The sequence below is a fragment of the Janthinobacterium sp. LPB2021202312-11-4 genome (assembly GCF_037049705.1).
Classification (GTDB): Bacteria; Pseudomonadota; Gammaproteobacteria; order Pseudomonadales; family Pseudomonadaceae; genus Aquipseudomonas.
On sequence record NZ_JBAGKV010000009.1, the window covers coordinates 149483 to 167182 of the forward strand.

Here is a 17700-nt window from a genome sequence, read left to right on the forward strand (position 1 = left end):
TTTCAACCCGCCCAGCCTCGACAGTTGCCCGGCGCAAGTCAAGGAACGGCGAAGAACCGATTGAAACAGTCTGCGACAAGCTCGGCGCCGGGGTCGTCATTCAGGTGCAAATGGTGGCCGCCTGGCAGTTGTTCACGGCTAAAGGGTAGACGCTCCAGCAACTCCGGATGTTTGGCGAGCATGCCCTCAGCCGCGACCACCAGTTTTGCAGGACAACCGATGCGCTGGACGAAGGCCATCGCCTGTTCCTGTGTCAGACGCAGTGCCGATGGCAGCGTAAGACGGCTGTCGGTGCGCCAGGTGTAGCCGCCCGGCACCGGCATCAGGCCCCGTTGCGCCAACAGTTCGGCGGCTTCGCGACTGACCGCCACCAGGCCTTTCATCCGCGCTTCGACAGCGCGGTCGAGGGTGCTGTAGACCGGTTTGCGTTTTTCCCGCAAGTCGAGTTGCGCTTGCAGGGCCATGCCCATGCGTTCAGCCGCGTTTTCGCCTTTGTCTGTCGGAGGTATCACCCCATCGATCAAGGCCAGGTGGGTGACGCGCTCCGGCATCGCCCCGGCAATGATCACCGACGCAATCGCGCCCATGGAGTGCCCCATCAGCGCAAAACGCTTCAGGCCCAGCTGTTCAGCGACCTGTAAAACGTCGTGGGCGTAATCCCACATCGCGTAGCCGGCGCCCACCGGCCGATGCCCGGAATGGCCATGGCCGGCCATGTCCAGCGCGATGATGCGCAAGCCGTTGAGCTTGGGCGCCAACCGGGCAAAGCTGTTGGCGTTGTCCAGCCAGCCGTGCAAGGCAATCACCGGCAGGCCGTCCTCGGGACCGAACAGGTGCGCCGCCAGCTCGATGTGCGGCAGGCTGAGGCGAACTTCTTCGACGACGTGGCTCATGCACAATCCTTCTGACGACGACCTTCCCAGCGACTGAACAGATTTTTCAGCAGCGTGGCGGTGTCTTGCGGACGTTCGAGGGGAAACATGTGGCCGCCGGGCATGGTCAGGGATTCGCCCAACGGCATGCGCCCGACGGAACTGGCGTGGTGACGCATGACCACGCGGCTTTTGTGCCCGCGCACTACCGCCAGCGGCACTTTCAATTGCCGGGCCCGGCCCGGGCTGGTGTGCGGCACGCCACGGTAGATGCTGATTTCCGTGGCCGGGTCGAAGCGCAGGCGCAGCTTGTCGCCAACCTTGTGCAAACCGTGTTGCAGGTAGGCGTCGAAGCATTCCGGATCGAAGCTGCGAAACAGGGTTTTACCGGCGAAATAGCGGCGGGCGCTGTCCAGGTCGGCGAACTCTTCGCGCCGGCCCAAGGTGCGGCCGGCCGGGGTCAGGCGATCAATGAAGCCGAATCGCTTGGCGGCAAGAATCACCCATTGATCGGCGCGGGTCAGCACCGGCGAATCGAGCATCACCACGCCGCGATACAACTCAGGGCAACGCAGCGCGGCGTGCAGGTGCAACACGCCGCCGAACGAATGGCCGACGCCCCAGACCGGTTCAGGTTGCTGCTGGAGGTGATGGATCAGTTCGTCCACCAGGTTGTACCAATTGTCGTCCGCCGGGAAACGCGGATCGTGGGCGTGCTGCTCCAGATGCGTCACCTGGTACTCAGGCGCCAACGCCGCGAACAACTTGCCGTAGGTCCCCGAAGGAAAGCCATTGGCGTGGGCGAAAAAAATCTGCTGCGACATACCGGTCAATCCATGGGCGAGAAACGTGCGTTGATTGTCCGTAAGACCGTGGCCCGCAGCAATGACCATAACGGTCAGGAATGGTGGCAAGAAGATCAAAAGATCGCAGCCTTCGGCAGCTCCTACGGGTGTACACAATCCAATGTAGGCGCTGGCGAAGCCTGCGATCTTTTGACTTTAAAACCTCACCGCGCCGGAGGTTTCTCACCCAACGGCAACACCGCCATGGTCAACCGCGACACGCAACTGGCCTTGCCCTCATCGCTGGTCAAACGGATATCCCACACATGGGTGGTGCGACCGATATGAATTGCCTTGGCCACCGCCGTCACTCGTCCGCTGCGCAAACCACGCAAATGGTTGGCGTTGATTTCCAGGCCCACGCAGTAAAACTTGCTGGCATCGATGCACAGGTAACTGGCCATCGAACCGACCGTTTCGGCCAGCACCACCGAGGCACCGCCATGCAGCAGGCCATAAGGCTGGTGGGTGCGATGGTCGATGACCATGCTTGCGGTCAGGGACTCGTCGTCGAAGGCTTCGAAGCGGATATCCAGCACTTCGCCGATGGTGTTTTTCTGGATGGCATTCAATTGTTCAATGTTCGGAGCGGTACGCCACAGACTCATCGCTGACTTCCTTTATTGATGTTGTTCGTCGCTCAATCCTGCCACAGCACCGCTTCGTTGCGCTCGCTCCATTCTTCGAAACGGGAGCCATAGGCCGCTTCGATCACGTTGCGCTTGATCTTCAGGGTCGGGGTCAGGAAGCCGTTTTCCACCGCCCAACTGTCCTTGACCACCACCAATCGCCGTAGGCGTTCGTGTTTATCGAGAACGGCGTTGACCTCCTCCAGGAGTTTTTCCAGGCTCGAATGCAACCCCGCCCGCGCTGCGCCAGTGGCATCCTGCTGCCCGACCGCCGACAACACGCAAAGCCCCAGCGGCGCACTCAAGCCATCGCCGACCACACACACCTGTTCAATCCGCGAATGCACCGCCAGGCGATTCTCGATCGGCGCCGGGGCTACGTATTTGCCCTTGCTGGTCTTGAAGATCTCCTTGAGCCGCCCGGTCAGGCGCAGATTGCCTTCGGCGTCTTGCTCGCCCTTGTCACCGGTGCGCAGGAAACCGTCCTCGGTGATGGTTTCGGCGGTTTTCTCCGGTTCCTTGAAATACCCGAGCATGGTCGCGCCACTGCGCACCATGACTTCGCCGGATTCGGCGATCCGCACTTCGACCTCCGGGCACGGCTTGCCGATCCAGCCGGGTTTGTTATCGCCCGGCCGACCGATGTGCGAGTACCCGCAGCTTTCGGTCATGCCGTACACCTCCAGCACGTCCAGGCCGAGTTTGCGGTACCACTGCAGCAAGGTCTGCGGTACCGGCGCCGCGCCGGACAGCGCGATACGCAGCGCGTCCAGCCCCAGCCCGGCGAGAACTTTGTGCCCGACTCGCTTGCCGATAAATGGCAGCCCCAGCAGGAAATCCAGGCGTTTAGCCGGGATCTTGCTGTAAACCCCCATCTGAAATTTGGTCCAGATACGCGGCACACCAAACAATGCGGTGGGCCGGGCCCGCTGCAAATCGGTGAGGAAGGTATCGAGGCTCTCGGCAAAGAACACGGTCTGCCCGGTGTAGATCGACGCCAGTTCGACGAACATCCGCTCGGCGACGTGACACAGCGGCAGGTAAGACAGCAGTCGGTCCGACTCATTGAGGCCAAACAACTGCGTGCCGCGAGTGGTGGCGAAGCCGAGATTGCCGAAGCTGTGCATCACACCTTTGGGCAGGCCAGTGGTGCCGGAGGTGTAGATGATGGTTGCCAACTGATCGGCGGCGGGTTTCGGGTCGTCCTGGATCGGCGAGCTCTTTTGCAGGTCGTCCCAGCTGAAATCGAAGGTGCCGGGCGGATGGAGTGGCAGGCTGATGGTCGGCAAATCGGGGCTGACACCCCGCGACATGTTTGGCCAGTCATCGAGTTTGCCGATAAACGCCAGCGCCGCTTCGGAGTGGGTCAGCACTTGGGCCACGGATTCGGCGGTGAGGTTGGGATAGAGCGGCACCGACACATGCCCGGCCATCCAGATCGCCAGGTCGGCGATGATCCAGTGCGCGCAGTTTTTCGAGATCAGGGCGATGTGACTGCCTTGGGGCAGTTCCCGGGCGCGCAGCCAGTGGGCGGCGCAGCGCGCCTGATGGCCGACGTCGGCCCAGGTCAGCGTCTCGACCTGGCCACCGCCCACCGGCTGCACCAGGAAGCGCTGGCGGGGATGGCGGGCTTCACGTTCGTAGAACACGTCCAGCGGCAAACGAAAGGCAGCAGACATGCGGCTTGCTCCTGAATTTTTGGTCTGGAGCAAGCGTAGTCAACCAAGCAAGTGCTTGGTTGATTATTTGTGGATAAGAAAGATTAAAAGATCGCAGCCTCGTTGCACTCGACAGCTCCTACACAGCTCCTACACAGGAATGCGAATCCATGTAGGAGCTGTCGAGTGCAACGAGGCTGCGATCTTTAGCTTTCAAGGGTGCTTGATGCCGTTGAGCTTCATCGCCCCGGCCAGCGGCAGGTCGCCTTCCAGCTCGGCCAGGCCGGCGGTTTTCACCGCTTCCGGTTGCTGCACATGACCGTGCTGCAAGTAGCCCAGCAAATTGCCCACCAACGGGTTATGGCTGACCAGCAACGCGTAATCCACCGACACCAACTGTTCGGCCACCGCTTGCGGGCGGTTATCGGGGGTCAGCCAGTCGACGGTGCGGATCTCCGGCTCGAAACCCAGGGCTTCGCGGACCAGTTGCGCGGTCTGCTGCGCTCGCAGGTAGGGGCTGGCGTAGATCGCGCTGATCGGTTGGCCGATCAACTCGGCGGCGCTGCGCAGCGCTTCTTCGCGACCGTGGGCGGTCAGTGCCCGTTCGGAATCGGGACGCGAGCCATAAGGCTCGGCTTCACCATGACGCAATACCCAGAGTTTCATAGCTTGGGTTCCTCATCTCGAACCGGATGCGGCGCAGGCGCCACCACGTGCGGTGCTTCACCTTCCGGTGTACGCGGCGCCGGCCAGTCGGCGAACGGCCAAGGCTTCTGGTCGCTGTGGAAGCTGCCGAAACGACCGATCTGCGCCAGGAACTGGCTCAGGCTGTCGCCGAAGTTCATCAGGCTGGCGCTCGGGGCACCGTAAATCAAACGATAGATCAACTGCACCAGCACCACCGCGCCCAGGATGAACTGCGCCACTTGCCAGACCAGCACGTAGACGATCATCCACAACACTCGCAGCAGGATGGATTCGTACTTGGCTTCTACTTTCGGATCGTTCATGTCTCGCTCCCTGCCCGTGAAATTAAGGGATCAGTTGAAACCGCTGGTGGAAATAAAGTCGACATCGGTTTTGGGTTCGGCGCGCATCAACAGTTCAATCACTTGATCGAGCGTGCGCCCTTCAAACAGGATCGCGTGCAACCCGGCGACCAGCGGCATGTAGACGCCGACTTCCTGAGCCTTGGCCTTCAGTACTTTCAGGGTGTTCACGCCTTCGGCGACTTCGCCCAGGCGCGTGACCGCGTCTTCCAGGCTCAGGCCCTGGCCGAGGGCGAACCCGACCTGGTAGTTGCGGCTTTTTGGCGAAGAACAGGTGACGATTAAATCGCCAACACCCGCCAGCCCGAGGAAGGTCATCGGGTTGGCGCCCTGATTCACCGCAAAACGGGTCATTTCCGCCAGGGCCCGGGTGATCAGCATGCTCTTGGTGTTTTCCCCCATGCCCAGCGCCACCGCCATGCCGGCGATGATCGCGTAGACGTTTTTCAGCGCCCCGCCCAACTCCACGCCAAAACGGTCGGCGCTGGCGTACACGCGAAAGGTGCGACCGTGCAGCGCTTCCTGAACCCGCTGGCAAAGTTCTTCGTCTTCACTGGCGACCACCGTAGCGGTCAGGGCGTGCTCGGCGATTTCACGGGCCAGGTTCGGCCCGGACAACACACCGATGCGCGCTTGCGGGGCAATCTCTTCGAGGATCTCGCTCATCAGCTTGAAGGTGTGGGCTTCGATGCCTTTGGTCAGGCTGACCAACAGTTTGCCGGTCAACCGCTCGGCGTGTGGCATCAGCACCGCGCGTAGCGCGCTGGACGGCAGCGCGACGAAGCACAGATCGCAGGCGTCCAGGGTCGCTTGCAGATCGGTGACCGCCGTCACACCCGGCAAAATCTTGATGCCTTTGAGGTAACGCGGGTTTTCGCGATTGACCCGAATGGCCTCGGCCTGTTCGGGATCACGCATCCACTGCAAGACCTGATGCCCGTTCTCGGCCAGCAGATTAGCCACGGCGGTACCAAAACTTCCGCCTCCCAGGACCGCAATTGGGCGCTGTTCAGTCATATGCAATCCGTTAATCCATACCAGTGGCGATGCCGGCATTATACGGAGCGGCCCAGTGGCGGCCAGCCCCTGCGTCAATTACCGGCACGTGTAGGAAGAAGACCGATAAAACCGAGGAAAATGCCCTTAACGTGACTGGAAAAGTCGTCTAGCTCGGTTAACATGCGCGCCAATTCATCGCTTCCAAGGCTGCGTTGTGTCTTTTGGTCCACCCTCACCGCGTTCACCGCTGCTGCTGGCGCTGATTTTCAGCCCGGCCTTGCTGGCCGACGACCTGTTCCTCGACAACGAGCCATTGCCGCAAGTCCTGACCGCCACGCGCCTGAAACAATCGCCGGCAGCGGTGCCGGGCAGTATGACGGTGCTCGACAGCGAACTGATCAAGGCCAGCGGCGCCCGGGACATCAGCGAGTTGCTGCGGCTGGTGCCGGGGATGATGGTCGGCAACATCAACGGCAATCAGGCCGTGGTGAACTACCACGGCACCAACGCCAGCGAAGCCCGGCGCATGCAGGTGTTGATCGATGGCCGCTCGGTGTACCGCGCCGGCCTGGCCACGGTGGACTGGAGCGATATTCCGGTGGCCATGGAAGACATCGAGCGCATCGAAGTCTTTCGCGGGCCGAACACCGTCAGCTACGGCGCCAACGCGCTGATGGCGGTGGTCAATATCATCACGCGCAACCCGGCGGACAGCCACGGCACCCGGATGAAAGTCACCCGGGGCCAGCGCGGCATCAACGATTTTTACGCCAGCCAGGGCACCGGTTGGGACGGCGGCGATCTGCGCCTGTCGCTGTCCGGCCAGCAAGATGACGGCTTCGATTCGGACCGTACTGGCGCCGATTATCGCGACAGTCGGCGCCTGGACCGCTTCAACCTCGCGGTCAGCCAGACGCTCAACGACAGCCAAAGTATCGACTGGCAGTTGAATGCCAAGGACGGCACCAACCAGCGACCCTACACCTACCGCCCGGTGTTCTCCGGGATTACCGCTGCCGGGAACAATTCCGACGTGATCGCCAAGGATTACGCCGGCTCCCTGCGCTGGAACCTGGACATCAATCCCGAGCACAGCCTCTATATCCAGGGCTCGGCGCAACACTGGGATCGTCAGCAAACCTGGCGTGCCTGCGACGCCGAAGTGTCGTTCAGCCCGGAACTGACCGATCTGTGGCAACTCAACCCGAACTACGCCGAACGCCTGGCGCGCAATATGGAGCGCTACACCGGCCCCGGTGCCCCGGCAGGTACAGCGGCCGAGCAGGCGCTGGGCAATCAGGTGCTCAAGCAATGGAAAAATGGCGCCCGGCAAACCCTGTGCGGCGACATCGACCAAAGCGCCCGGGAATCGCGCTACGACCTCGAACTGCAAGACACCTTGAGCCTGTCCGATAGTCTGCGGTTGGTCAGCGGCATGAACTATCGTTACGACCGGGCAGACTCCGAGACCTACTTCAATGGCACGCTCGACGACACCACGTGGCGCACGTTCGGCCAGCTCGAGTGGCGCGCCAGCGAACACTGGCTGCTACAGGGCGGCGCCATGTTCGAAGACACGCAACTGACCGGCAGTTCGCTGACGCCACGGGTCGCGATCAATTATCTGATCAACCCGCGCCACGGCTTGCGCGCGGTGTATTCCGAGGCGATCCGCTCGCCGGACATGTTCGAAAACAATGTGAACTGGAGCTACCAGGTGACCAACCTGCGGCCCAGCGCCTATGGCCAAAGTAGCGCCCGTTACTTTGTGAAGACCCGTGGTCCCGGCGACCTCGACAAGGAGCGCATGCGTTCCCGGGAACTGGGCTACAACGGTTTCTTCGCCGAGCTCGGACTGGCCGTGGACGTGAAGCTGTTCTACGACGAAATCACCGGCATGATCAGCGAGCCGCTGCGCAATAACCAGTACATCGCCAGCAACGCCAACACCTCGCGGTTCAGCGGCACGGAAACCCAGCTCGACTGGCGCTTGAGCAATGCCGATCGCCTGCGCCTGACCTATGCCTACGTCGACGCCAAGGCCAGTAACCCGCTGGACCAGCGCCAGACCGCGCGCAACAGCGGTTCCGCCGGTTGGCTGCGGGACTGGGGCCAGGGCTGGAACAGCGCGCTCTTCTATTATGGTGACGACGCCCTCAACGGCTACCGCTTCGAAGGGGTCGACACGCGCATCGCCAAGCGCATCGGCCTGGGCAAGGCCAGCCTGGAACTGGCCGGCGTGATGCAACAGCGCCTCGACCACCAGCCGACCACCTTCGTCGACAATAACTACGACGAGCGCCGGGTGCTCTACTTCAGCGCGGAGCTGGAGTTCTAATGCAGCCTCAGTCACGGAAGACGCCAACCCTACGCCGCCGGCTGATCGGAGTGTGCCTGGCCATCGGCGGTCTGCTGTGGGGCTTGACGGCCAGTGGCGCCGACATTCTGTTGACCGGCGCCGAGGACAGCCCCGGCGTGCAAACCTTCATCCAGGCCCTGAGCGAGCGGCGCCCCACCGACAATGTGCGTTTCCAGCCGCTGGCGAGCCTGCCGGTGCCGGGCCAGTTACCCAGCGCGACGCGTTTGATTCTGCTTGACCTGCCGAGCCTCGACTGGCGCCTGCAAGACAGCCAGGGCCCGGCGACACTGGTGCTGCGCATCAGTCGCCTGCAAGCGCGGCAACGCTTGAGCAATGTATTGCCGGCGCGCCTGAGCCTGCTGTGGAGCGATCCACCGCTGCAACGGCAATTGCGCCTGACGCGGTTGATCCTGCCGCAGGTGCGCCGGGTCGGCGTGTTGTATGACCGCCACAGTGAATTTCTCTTGAAAGAACTGCGCCTCGCCGCCCTGCCCCTGGGCCTTGAGATCGTCACCGAACGTTGGGACAACACCAGCGACAGCCGCCCGTTGCAGGCGCTGCTGAAAAACAGCGACGTGCTGTTGGCCCTGGACGATCCGGACCTGTACAACCCGAAAACCGCGAAAAATCTGTTGCTCAGCAGCTACGGACGACAGATGGCGCTGATCGGTCCGAACGCCGGTTTCGTCAAGGCCGGCAGCCTGGCCAGCACCTACAGCGACCAGAGCGACTGGCTGGCGGTCCTCGACGATTTGCTCGACCGGCCGCCGGCCACCTGGCCACGCACGCTCTACCCCAACCACTTCAAAGTCTTAAGCAATCCGCAAGTGGCTCGTTCATTAGGTATTGAACAGATGGATGAAGCATCGGTCGCCTCTCAGTTGGCCGAAGGAGAAAGCCACCCATGACCTTTCGTCGCTGGGACATCAACACCCGCACCCAAATCATTAGCCTCGGCCCTGCCCTGTTGCTGACGCTGCTGCTGATCAGTTTCTTCACGTTCGTGCGCATTCAGGACCTGCGCCAGGAGCTCAACCACACCGGTCAACTGATCGCCAACCAACTGGCGCCCGCCACCGAATACGGGGTGATTTCCGGCAACAACGACGTGCTGGAAAGTTTGCTCAAAGCCACCCTGGCCACGCCGAATGTGCGGTTCCTGGAAGTCCAGGACAACGCCAACCGGATTCTGGTGTACGTGGAGCAACCGTCGGAATCCCACAACCGCTCCCAGCAGGTCGAAGTGTTCCAGGCGCCGGTGCGCTTGCAACGGATCGCGCTGAACAATGACTTCTTCCAGAACACCCGGACCTCGGTCGCTGCGCCGAGCGAGGATTACCTGGGGCGGGTGATCGTCGGCCTGTCCAACGACGCTTTCAGCCAGCGCCAGCAAGAGATTCTGTTCAAGGCCGGCATCCTCGCCTTGTTTGCCCTGCTGTTTACCTTTCTGCTGGCCCGGCGCCTGGCGGGCAGTCTGTCGCAGCCGATCCGCAACATCGGCAACGCGGTCAAGGCGATCCAGAAAGGCGACTACACCACGCCGCTGCCGATCGTCGACGACACCGAACTGGGGGCCTTGTCGCAACACATCAACAACCTCGCCGAAGGCCTCGAACAGGCCAGCCGCGAACAGCAACAGGCGATGTCGCAGTTGATCCAGACCCGCGAAGAGGCGGAAAAGGCCAACAACGCCAAATCCGATTTCCTGGCGATGATGAGCCACGAACTGCGCACGCCCATGAACGGCGTGCTGGGCATGTTGCAGTTGCTCGAAACCACCGACATGACCGAGGAGCAGATCGAGTACGCGGCGCTGGCCTCGGAGTCCACCGAACACTTGCTCAAGGTCATCAACGACATTCTCGATTTCTCGCGCATCGAGCGTTCGGAACTGGAGTTGGAGCACATTCCGTTCAACCTCGCGGACCTGATCATCAGTTGTGCCCAGTCCTTCCAGCACAGTGCGGTGCAACGCAAACTCGACCTTGAGCTGTTGATCCCTGACGACATGCGCGCCTTGCAGGTGCAGGGTGACCCGACGCGGATCAGGCAGATTCTGGTCAACCTGGTCGGCAACGCGCTGAAGTTCACCGAACAGGGCCGCGTGACCATCGAGCCGCAGTGGCAATCCCTGGATCACGAATTGCTGTGGTTTACCTGCACCGTGCGCGACAGCGGCATCGGTATTTCGGCCGAACGCCTGGAATTGATGTTCAACGCGTTCCAGCAGGCCGACAGTTCCATTTCAAGACGTTACGGCGGCACCGGGCTCGGTTTGCCGATTGCCCGCACCCTGGCCGAGCGCATGGGCGGCACGTTGCGGGCCCAGAGCGAGGAAGGTCGCGGCTCGGTGTTCACCCTGGAAATCCCCCTCGCCCTTTATAAGCAGGCGCTGCCGGAGCTGGCACCGCCACGGGCACCGACGGGCAGTGGCCACGGTGAAGGACGCAACGTTCTGTTGGTGGAGGACAACCCGGTGAACCAGACGGTGATTGAAGCGATGTTGCGCAGCCTGGGCTTTACGGTGAGCGTGGCCAGCGATGGCGCGCAGGCGGTGCGCAGTGCCGAGAGTCTGATTTTCGAGGCAATTTTGATGGACTGCCGGTTGCCGATCATCGATGGCTACGAAGCGACCCGACAGATCCGCCAACTGCCCGGCTGCCAGGACGTGCCGATCATCGCTTTGACGGCCAATGCCTTGCAGGGCGACCGCGAAGCGTGCCTGTCGGCGGGCATGAATGATTACCTGGCCAAGCCTTTCAAACGCACTGATCTGCAGCAAATTTTGCAGCGATGGGTGCAGTAGTCCTGTCCTTTCGGCTATCTGCGACTGGCGTGAAAGGCGAAAGTGCGGCAGTCTTAGGCACCCGAACAGGCCCGAAAAGGGGCTTGAATAATAATTTCAGTGCACAAGTGTACATTCATGTCCTTGGTGCTGTGACTTTCACCACAACGCAATAGTCTATGAGTAGGCTGCTGACTCGAGGCATGAACGCTTCGATCGGCCGGGAAGATTCGCCCCACCCTGCCGCACGGGACTATTGAGGAGCTCGCATGACCAAACAAAACGCCTTTACTCGGGAAGACCTGCTGCGCTGCAGTCGCGGTGAGCTGTTCGGCCCAGGTAACGCGCAACTGCCCGCCCCGAACATGCTGATGGTGGATCGCATCACCCATATCAGCGAAGAGGGTGGCAAGTACGGCAAGGGTGAATTGGTCGCCGAGCTGGATATCACTCCAGACCTGTGGTTCTTCGCCTGCCACTTCGAAGGTGATCCGGTGATGCCGGGCTGCCTGGGCCTCGATGCCATGTGGCAACTGGTCGGCTTCTTCCTGGGCTGGCAAGGCCTGCCGGGCCGTGGTCGTGCACTGGGTTCGGGCGAAGTGAAGTTCTTTGGTCAGGTCCTGCCGACCGCCAAGAAAGTTACGTATAACATTCAGATCAAGCGCGTCCTCAAAGGCAAGCTGAACCTCGCAATCGCCGATGGTTCGGTCAGTGTCGACGGCCGCGAAATCTACACCGCCGAAGGCCTCCGGGTCGGCGTGTTCACCTCCACTGAAAACTTCTAAGGGTTATCCGCATGCGCCGCGTCGTTATCACTGGTCTGGGCATCGTTTCGTGCCTGGGCAATGACAAAGAGACCGTCTCCGCTAACCTGCGTGCAAGCCGCCCTGGCATCCGGTTCAACCCGGAATATGCCGAAATGGGTCTGCGTAGCCAGGTTTCCGGCTCCATTGACCTTCCCCTCGAAGAGTTGATCGATCGCAAGATCTATCGCTTCGTTGGCCACGCCGCGGCTTACGCCTACCTGGCCATGAAAGACGCCATCGCCGACTCCGGTCTGACCGATGAGCAAGTCTCCAACCCGCGTACCGGCCTGATCGCCGGTTCCGGTGGCGCCTCCACGCTGAACCAGATGGAAGCGCTGGACATCCTGCGCGAGAAAGGCGTGAAGCGCGTTGGCCCGTACCGTGTAACGCGGACCATGGGCAGCACCGTTTCCGCCTGCCTGGCCACGCCGTTCAAGATCAAGGGCGTGAACTACTCGATCTCCTCCGCTTGCGCCACCAGTGCTCACTGCATCGGTACTGCGGTTGAGCAGATCCAGCTGGGCAAGCAGGACATCGTGTTTGCAGGCGGCGGTGAAGAAGAACATTGGAGCCAGTCGTTCCTGTTCGACGCCATGGGCGCGCTGTCGACCCAGTACAACGAAACCCCGGAAAAAGCATCCCGTGCCTACGACGCCAAGCGTGACGGTTTCGTCATCGCCGGCGGTGGCGGCATGGTCGTGGTCGAGGAGCTGGAACACGCCTTGGCCCGTGGTGCAAAAATCTACGCGGAAATCGTCGGCTACGGCGCGACTTCCGACGGCTACGACATGGTTGCGCCAAGCGGCGAAGGCGCCATCCGCTGCATGCAGATGGCCATGGCCACCGTTGATACCCCGATCGACTACCTGAACACCCATGGCACCTCGACTCCGGTCGGCGACTCCAAGGAAATGGAAGGCGTGCGCGCGGTATTCGGCGACAAGGCTCCGGCTATCAGCTCTACCAAGAGCCTGTCGGGTCACTCCCTGGGCGCCGCTGGCGTTCACGAAGCGATCTACTGCCTGCTGATGATGGAAGGCAACTTCATGGCGGGTTCCGCCAACATCGACGAACTGGACCCGGAAGTGGCAGACATGCCGATCCTGACCAAGACTCGCGAAGACGCCACCATCAACACCGTGATGAGCAACAGCTTCGGTTTCGGTGGCACCAACGCCACGCTGGTACTGAAGCGCTGGGCTGGCAAGTAACACCCTGCCCCGTTCGCTGCACACAAAAACGCCCCGACTGGTTCGGGGCGTTTTTTTGCCTTGAGAAAATGCCTACGCCTTCATCCCACTGTAGGAGCTGCCGAAGGCTGCGATCTTTTGATCTTGAGAGTCAAAAGATCGCAGCCTTCGGCAGCTCCTACGGGTTTTTGTGTTCCGCTCAGGTGGTGCGTTGGCAGTGGTTTTGTTCACCGCGAACATGAAACTTTTGTCATCCAGCTCAGGAGCCTGCGACCAAATGTCGCGTGTTTAGCGGGCTGCAGGACTTTTGCGGATTTCGCAAATATTCGTTACCGAACTCAAGTGTTTACTTAGCAAGCTAACCAAACATATAACAGAGTCCTGCACACGCCTTGGTGCAGGTAACTGAGATTGGAGCTAGCAGATGACTGTAAAAGTAACTGAACGCGACGATTCACATATGTCCCATGAAGGCGTAGCCGCCGGTATCCGCATCTGGGATGTGCATCAACAAGACTTGCTGGTCGGTATGTTCCACTCCGAGACCGACGCCCACAACTACAAGTGCGAACTGGAAACACTGGAGCAACAACGCGAACGACGCTCCGCTTGAGCAACTACAGCATTGAAAACGACAAACCCCGCCATGAGCGGGGTTTGTCGTTGTTGCAGGCCTTAAAGGCTTACCACATCAGATCGTCAGGGATCTGATAGGCCGCGTATGGATCGTCCTCGGCCGCCACTTCCTCAGTCTTGACGTTGAGCTGCACGATCCGCTGCGGATCACGCTCCTGGATCTTCAGGGCCGCCTCACGGGGGATCACTTCGTAACCGCCGCCATGGTGCACGATCGCCAGGAAACCATTGCTGAGCTGGTTGCGCATCAGCGTGTTGACGGAGATGCGCTTGACCTTCTTGTCGTCAACGAAGTTGTAGTAGTCCTCGGTGGTCAGTTTCGGCAGGCGCGAGACTTCGATCAATTGCTTGACCTGGGCGGCGCGGGCCTTGGCCTCGACCTTCTCCTGCTGCAAGCGATTTAGCTCCTGGTCGCGCTTGACCTTCTCGGCCAAGGCTTCCTGGGCCAGGCGCTGCTGGGTGTCGTCCTGTTCGATCTGGCCTTTGTGGACCAGACGTTGCTGCTTTTGTTTGTCTTTGCTGACCTGTTTGGCCTGCTTTTGGTTGACCAGCCCTACTTTGAGCAACTGGTCGCGAAGGGAAATGCTCATGGTGCTTATTTCTCACTTAGGCAACTGCTCAACCGCAGCTGGGCAAATTCTTTTCCTGACGTTTGGCTTCGCCCCACAGGGCGTCCAACTCTTCGAGGGTGCAATCTTCTATGGGACGGTGGGTGTCGCGCAATGCCTGTTCGATAAAACGGAAGCGACGTTCAAACTTGCTGTTGGCGCCACGCAAAGCCGTTTCCGGATCGACCTTCAGGTGTCGCGCCAGATTGACCACCGAAAACAGCAAATCACCGACCTCGTCGGCAATCGCTGCCGAGTCGTTATCGGCCATGGCTTCGAGCACTTCATCGAGTTCTTCACGAACCTTGTCCAGCACCGGCAATGCGTCCGGCCAGTCGAAACCGACCTGCCCGGCGCGCTTCTGCAACTTGGCCGAACGGGACAACGCCGGCAGCGCGGCAGGGACGTCATCGAGCAAGGACAGTTGCTGCGGCGCCGCCGATTTCTCCGCGCGCTCCTGGGCCTTGATCTCTTCCCAGCGCTGCTTGACCTGTTCTTCATTCAGACGCGGGACGTCCAGCGGCGCGTACAGATCGCCGGTAGGAAACACGTGCGGATGACGGCGGATCAACTTGCGGGTGATGCTGTCGATGACACCGGCGAATTCGAAACGCCCTTCTTCCCGGGCCAACTGACTGTAATAAACCACCTGGAACAGCAAATCCCCCAACTCACCCTGCAAGTGATCGAAGTCGCCGCGCTCGATGGCGTCGGCGACTTCGTAGGCTTCCTCCAGGGTGTGCGGGACGATGGTCGCGTAAGTTTGCTTGATGTCCCACGGGCAGCCGTACTGCGGGTCGCGCAGGCGGCTCATCAGGTGCAGCAAATCTTCAAGGCTGTACATCAAATTCTCTCGTTCAAACGCCGAACTCCCTGTAGGAGCTGCCGAAGGCTGCGATCTTTTGATTTTAAAAACAAGATCAAAAGATCGCAGCCTTCGGCAGCTCCTACAGGGAGACCGACCGCCGCTTATGGCGTGCGGTTACGCCGGGTTTCGATGATGTTCGGCAACTGGGAAATGCGCCCCAGCAAACGACCCAATGCATCCAGCCCCGGAATCTCGATGGTCAGGGACATCAACGCGGTGTTGTCCTCTTTGTTCGAGCGGGTGTTGACCGCCAGCACGTTGATCCGCTCGTTGAGCAGCACTTGCGACACGTCACGCAGCAGACCGGAACGGTCGTAGGCGCGGATGATGATGTCCACCGGATAGGTGAGCACCGGCACCGGGCCCCAGCTGACCTGAATGATCCGCTCCGGCTCGCGCCCGCCCAGTTGCAGCACCGAGGCGCAGTCCTGACGGTGAATGCTCACGCCACGGCCCTGGGTGATGTAGCCGACGATGGCATCACCCGGCAGCGGCTGGCAGCAGCCGGCCATTTGGGTCATCAGGTTGCCGACGCCCTGAATCTGAATGTCGCCGCGCTTGCCCGGTTTGTAGCCGGTGGCTTTGCGCGGGATCAGTTCCAGTTGTTCGTTACCACGTTCCGGCTCGACCAGTTGCTGGGCCAGGTTGACCAGTTGCGCCAGGCGCAAATCCCCGGCACCGAGGGCGGCGAACATGTCCTCGGCGGTTTTCATGTTGGCTTTTTCGGCCAACTTGTCGAAATCCACCGCCGGCAGACCGAGACGCGTGAGTTCGCGTTCGATCAAGGTTTTACCCGCCGCGACGTTCTGGTCGCGAGCCTGCAATTTGAACCAGTGAACGATCTTCGCCCGCGCTCGCGAGGTGGTGACGTAGCCCAGGTTCGAGTTCAGCCAGTCGCGGCTCGGGGTGCCGTGCTTGCTGGTGATGATCTCGACTTGCTCACCAGTTTGCAGGCTGTAGTTGAGCGGTACGATGCGTCCGTTGATCTTCGCGCCGCGGCAGTTGTGGCCGATTTCGGTGTGAACGCGGTAGGCGAAGTCCAGCGGCGTCGAGCCTTTCGGCAAGTCGATGGCGTGACCGTCCGGGGTGAAGATGTAGACCCGGTCCGGCTCGATATCGACCCGCAGCTGTTCCGCCAGGCCGCCGATGTCGCCGAGTTCTTCGTGCCACTCCAGCACCTGACGCAGCCACGAGATTTTCTCTTCGTACTGGTTGGAGCCGGCCTTGACGTCGGTGCCCTTGTAGCGCCAGTGCGCGCAAACCCCCAGTTCGGCTTCTTCGTGCATGGCGTGCGTGCGGATCTGCACTTCCAGCACTTTGCCCTCCGGGCCGATGACTGCGGTGTGCAGCGAGCGGTAGCCGTTCTCTTTCGGGTTGGCGATGTAGTCGTCGAATTCTTTCGGGATGTGCCGCCACAAGGTGTGGACGATGCCGAGCGCGGTGTAGCAATCGCGCATTTCCGGCACCAGCACGCGAACGGCGCGCACGTCGTAGATCTGGCTGAATTCCAGACCCTTGCGCTGCATTTTGCGCCAGATCGAATAGATGTGTTTGGCCCGGCCGCTGATGTCCGCATCGACGCCAGTGGCGGTCAGCTCATTCTTGAGCTGGCTCATCACGTCGGCGATGAAACGCTCGCGATCGAGTCGCCGCTCATGCAGCAACTTGGCGATCTGCTTGTATTGGTCAGGCTCAAGGTAACGGAAGGACAAGTCCTCCAGTTCCCACTTGATATGACCGATACCGAGGCGATGGGCGAGCGGCGCGTAGATGTCGAAGACTTCACGGGCCACGCGGTTGCGTTTCTCGTCGTCGGCGGTTTTCACCGCACGGATCGCGCAGGTGCGTTCGGCCAGTTTGATCAGCGCGACGCGAACGTCATCGACCATCGCCACGAGCATCTTGCGCAGGTTTTCGACCTGGCCTTGAGTGCCCAGCACCAGGGATTGACGGGGGCTCAGGCTGGCGCTGATCGCCGCCATGCGCAACACACCGTCGATGAGTTTGGTGACGACTGGACCGAAGCGCTGGCTGACTGCCGGCAATTGGATCTGGCCTTCGCGCACGCCGCGATACAGGATCGCGGCGACCAACGAATCCTGATCGAGTTTGAGGTCGGCGAGAATCTCGGCGATCTCAAGGCCCGTGCGGAAACTCGACGTCCCTTCGGACCAGAGATTTTTCGCCGCATTGGCCTGTTGTTCAGACGAACGAGCGAACTCGCACGCTTCTTTCAAGGCTTCGCGATCCAGTGCCTGATCGACAATGACCGCGTGATCGAGCCAAGCCTCGAGATTGATACTGCCGTCGGTGTTGATCGGCTGGTGTGCTCTCACCTGTACCATCTTGCTTTACCTTCCCTACGACGCAGATTCAATGCGTCAAAATCGCTGACC

16 protein-coding genes are annotated in these 17700 nt (G+C 60.9%); 6 read left to right on the forward strand and 10 right to left on the reverse strand.

Annotated elements, in window-relative coordinates; all coding sequences use genetic code 11:
- Positions 1-38 precede the first annotated feature (38 nt).
- The 7 genes from V5E99_RS12480 to V5E99_RS12510 form a co-directional block, all read right to left on the reverse strand.
- Positions 39-893 (reverse strand): alpha/beta hydrolase, encoded by an 855-nt coding sequence (locus V5E99_RS12480; RefSeq protein ID WP_499802706.1) that lies wholly within the window; start codon positions 891-893, stop codon positions 39-41.
- On the reverse strand, positions 890-1696 hold the full coding sequence (locus V5E99_RS12485) for an alpha/beta fold hydrolase (RefSeq protein WP_499802707.1): 807 nt from the start codon (positions 1694-1696) through the stop codon (positions 890-892). Before V5E99_RS12485 ends, V5E99_RS12480 begins: the two co-directional genes overlap by 4 nt.
- A 185-nt stretch (positions 1697-1881) precedes the next feature.
- Positions 1882-2325: a hotdog fold thioesterase gene (locus tag V5E99_RS12490; protein WP_499802708.1), complete on the reverse strand. Its 444-nt coding sequence runs from the start codon at positions 2323-2325 to the stop codon at positions 1882-1884.
- Between the two features lie 32 nt (positions 2326-2357).
- A complete protein-coding gene (locus V5E99_RS12495; RefSeq protein WP_499802709.1) occupies positions 2358-4025 on the reverse strand; it encodes an AMP-binding protein in 1668 nt (555 codons plus the stop codon).
- 192 nt (positions 4026-4217) lie between these two features.
- Positions 4218-4670: a phosphohistidine phosphatase SixA gene (gene sixA, locus V5E99_RS12500; RefSeq protein WP_499802710.1), complete on the reverse strand. Its 453-nt coding sequence runs from the start codon at positions 4668-4670 to the stop codon at positions 4218-4220.
- Positions 4667-5014, reverse strand: coding sequence for a DUF4389 domain-containing protein (locus tag V5E99_RS12505; protein WP_499802711.1), 348 nt, complete (start codon positions 5012-5014; stop codon positions 4667-4669). The genes sixA and V5E99_RS12505 overlap by 4 nt, the downstream gene beginning before the upstream one ends.
- Before the next feature lie 30 nt (positions 5015-5044).
- The gene (locus V5E99_RS12510) at positions 5045-6109 is read right to left on the reverse strand and encodes an NAD(P)H-dependent glycerol-3-phosphate dehydrogenase (protein WP_499802712.1); all 1065 of its coding nucleotides are present in this window, start codon (positions 6107-6109) and stop codon (positions 5045-5047) included.
- A 157-nt stretch (positions 6110-6266) separates the two neighbouring features.
- On the opposite strand from V5E99_RS12510, the gene V5E99_RS12515 reads away from it, so the two are divergent.
- The 6 genes from V5E99_RS12515 to V5E99_RS12540 all read left to right on the forward strand — a co-directional run bounded on the left by V5E99_RS12515 (position 6267) and on the right by V5E99_RS12540 (position 13805).
- The gene (locus V5E99_RS12515) at positions 6267-8390 is read left to right on the forward strand and encodes a TonB-dependent receptor plug domain-containing protein (RefSeq protein WP_499802713.1); all 2124 of its coding nucleotides are present in this window, start codon (positions 6267-6269) and stop codon (positions 8388-8390) included.
- Positions 8390-9319 (forward strand): hypothetical protein, encoded by a 930-nt coding sequence (locus tag V5E99_RS12520; protein WP_499802714.1) that lies wholly within the window; start codon positions 8390-8392, stop codon positions 9317-9319. The genes V5E99_RS12515 and V5E99_RS12520 overlap by 1 nt, the downstream gene beginning before the upstream one ends.
- A complete protein-coding gene (locus tag V5E99_RS12525; RefSeq protein WP_499802715.1) occupies positions 9316-11217 on the forward strand; it encodes an ATP-binding protein in 1902 nt (633 codons plus the stop codon). Before V5E99_RS12520 ends, V5E99_RS12525 begins: the two co-directional genes overlap by 4 nt.
- A 248-nt stretch (positions 11218-11465) precedes the next feature.
- A complete protein-coding gene (gene fabA / locus V5E99_RS12530) occupies positions 11466-11981 on the forward strand; it encodes a 3-hydroxyacyl-[acyl-carrier-protein] dehydratase FabA (protein ID WP_042560484.1) in 516 nt (171 codons plus the stop codon).
- A 5-nt stretch (positions 11982-11986) separates the two neighbouring features.
- Positions 11987-13213: a beta-ketoacyl-ACP synthase I gene (gene fabB / locus V5E99_RS12535; protein ID WP_499802757.1), complete on the forward strand. Its 1227-nt coding sequence runs from the start codon at positions 11987-11989 to the stop codon at positions 13211-13213.
- 403 nt (positions 13214-13616) lie between these two features.
- Positions 13617-13805: a hypothetical protein gene (locus V5E99_RS12540; protein ID WP_499802716.1), complete on the forward strand. Its 189-nt coding sequence runs from the start codon at positions 13617-13619 to the stop codon at positions 13803-13805.
- A gap of 70 nt (positions 13806-13875) precedes the next feature.
- Here the strand turns inward: V5E99_RS12540 and V5E99_RS12545 are convergent, their stop codons facing one another.
- The 3 genes from V5E99_RS12545 to relA form a co-directional block, all read right to left on the reverse strand.
- On the reverse strand, positions 13876-14418 hold the full coding sequence (locus V5E99_RS12545) for a DUF2058 domain-containing protein (RefSeq protein ID WP_499802717.1): 543 nt from the start codon (positions 14416-14418) through the stop codon (positions 13876-13878).
- A gap of 28 nt (positions 14419-14446) precedes the next feature.
- Positions 14447-15280: a nucleoside triphosphate pyrophosphohydrolase gene (mazG, locus tag V5E99_RS12550; protein WP_499802718.1), complete on the reverse strand. Its 834-nt coding sequence runs from the start codon at positions 15278-15280 to the stop codon at positions 14447-14449.
- Between the two features lie 125 nt (positions 15281-15405).
- Positions 15406-17649: a GTP diphosphokinase gene (gene relA, locus V5E99_RS12555; protein ID WP_499802719.1), complete on the reverse strand. Its 2244-nt coding sequence runs from the start codon at positions 17647-17649 to the stop codon at positions 15406-15408.
- Positions 17650-17700 lie beyond the last annotated feature (51 nt).

Bases quoted from the DNA above. Each gene is read 5' to 3' on its own strand.
- V5E99_RS12480 (WP_499802706.1), bottom strand. From the start codon at position 893: ATGAGCCACGTCGTCGAAGAAGTTCGCCTCAGCCTGCCGCACATCGAG.
- V5E99_RS12485 (WP_499802707.1), bottom strand. From the start codon at position 1,696: ATGTCGCAGCAGATTTTTTTCGCCCACGCCAATGGCTTTCCTTCGGGG.
- V5E99_RS12490 (WP_499802708.1), bottom strand. From the start codon at position 2,325: ATGAGTCTGTGGCGTACCGCTCCGAACATTGAACAATTGAATGCCATC.
- V5E99_RS12495 (WP_499802709.1), bottom strand. From the start codon at position 4,025: ATGTCTGCTGCCTTTCGTTTGCCGCTGGACGTGTTCTACGAACGTGAA.
- sixA (WP_499802710.1), bottom strand. From the start codon at position 4,670: ATGAAACTCTGGGTATTGCGTCATGGTGAAGCCGAGCCTTATGGCTCG.
- V5E99_RS12505 (WP_499802711.1), bottom strand. From the start codon at position 5,014: ATGAACGATCCGAAAGTAGAAGCCAAGTACGAATCCATCCTGCTGCGA.
- V5E99_RS12510 (WP_499802712.1), bottom strand. From the start codon at position 6,109: ATGCCGGCATCGCCACTGGTATGGATTAACGGATTGCATATGACTGAA.
- V5E99_RS12520 (WP_499802714.1), top strand. From the start codon at position 8,390: ATGCAGCCTCAGTCACGGAAGACGCCAACCCTACGCCGCCGGCTGATC.
- V5E99_RS12525 (WP_499802715.1), top strand. From the start codon at position 9,316: ATGACCTTTCGTCGCTGGGACATCAACACCCGCACCCAAATCATTAGC.
- fabA (WP_042560484.1), top strand. From the start codon at position 11,466: ATGACCAAACAAAACGCCTTTACTCGGGAAGACCTGCTGCGCTGCAGT.
- V5E99_RS12540 (WP_499802716.1), top strand. From the start codon at position 13,617: ATGACTGTAAAAGTAACTGAACGCGACGATTCACATATGTCCCATGAA.
- V5E99_RS12545 (WP_499802717.1), bottom strand. From the start codon at position 14,418: ATGAGCATTTCCCTTCGCGACCAGTTGCTCAAAGTAGGGCTGGTCAAC.
- mazG (WP_499802718.1), bottom strand. From the start codon at position 15,280: ATGTACAGCCTTGAAGATTTGCTGCACCTGATGAGCCGCCTGCGCGAC.
- relA (WP_499802719.1), bottom strand. From the start codon at position 17,649: ATGGTACAGGTGAGAGCACACCAGCCGATCAACACCGACGGCAGTATC.